Genomic DNA, 1,199 nt, shown 5'->3' with positions numbered 1-1,199 from the left:
TCAGCGGCAGCAGCTTGTTGCGCAGGCGGAGAACCGCGGTGTCCTTGATGCGCTCGATGCGGTGCTCTGAGTTGGCGCGGGCACGGACCAGCTCGACCACCGAGAGCTGCGGGATAGCAAAGCGGTCGCCGGCGGCTTCGACGATCAGCGCCGAGACGATGGCGAGCGTCAGCGGGATCTTGATGGTGACGGAAGAGCCCTCGCCGGCCACCGACTTGATGTCGATGGTGCCACCGATCTGGTCGATATTGGTGCGCACCACGTCCATGCCGACGCCGCGGCCGGAGACCGAGGTGATGGCGGCCGCCGTCGAGAAGCCCGGCGCGAAGATGAACTTGTGGATCTGGGCTTCCGACATCTTCTCCAGCTCGGCCTCGGTGACGAGACCGGAAGAGATCGCCTTGGCCTTGATCTTCTCGGTGTTGAGGCCGCGGCCGTTGTCGGCGATGCAGATGATGATGTGGCCGCCCTCGTGATAGGCGGACAGGCGAATGGTGCCCTGCTCGCCCTTGCCGGAGGCGAGGCGCTCGGCGGGGGTCTCCAGACCATGATCGGCGGAGTTGCGCACCATGTGGGTGAGCGGGTCCTTGATCAAATCGAGCACCTGGCGGTCGAGCTCGGTGTCGGCGCCGTGCATCTCCAACTCGATCTGCTTGCCGAGTTCGCTCGAGAGGTCGCGGACGATGCGGGGCAGCTTCTGCCAGGCATTGCCGATCGGCTGCATGCGCGTCTTCATGACGCCTTCCTGCAGCTCGGCGGTGACGTTGGAGAGCCGCTGCAGCGGCACCTTGAACTCGGTGTCCTCGTTGCGGCGGGAGATCTCCAAGAGCTGGTTGCGGGTCAGCACCAGCTCGGAGACCATGGTCATCAGGTGCTCCAGCGTATCCACGTTGACGCGGATCGACTGGTTGGCGATGCGGTCGCCCTCGCCGGCACTCTCGTCGGCCATCGACTTCTTCGGCGCGGCCTTCTCCTTGGCGGATTTTGTCTCCTTGGCGGCTTCCTTCGCGACAGGCGCCGGGGCTTCAGTAGCGGGCGCGGGGGCAGCCTCAACCTTGGCGACGGGCGCGGGCGCTTCGATCGCGGTCTCGCGGAAGGCACGCTCGAGCTCGTCGAGCGAGACCTCGCCCGGACGCAGCGGACGCTCCAGGGTCTGGTCGATCAGCGTGCCCGAGGTCATCTCCTTGGCGGGCGCGGCA

The 1,199-nt window shown here is 66.4% G+C and carries 1 protein-coding gene; it reads right to left on the bottom strand.

Annotated elements, in window-relative coordinates; genetic code table 11:
- Positions 1-1,199 (bottom strand): chemotaxis protein CheA (locus TSA1_RS38600; RefSeq protein ID WP_145984445.1); only part of this gene is annotated, 1,199 nt, incomplete at both ends.

Origin of the sequence: Bradyrhizobium nitroreducens (assembly GCF_002776695.1) — a bacterium.
GTDB classification, from domain to species: Bacteria; Pseudomonadota; Alphaproteobacteria; order Rhizobiales; family Xanthobacteraceae; genus Bradyrhizobium; species Bradyrhizobium nitroreducens.
This window is presented reverse-complemented; position numbering and strand designations above follow the sequence as displayed.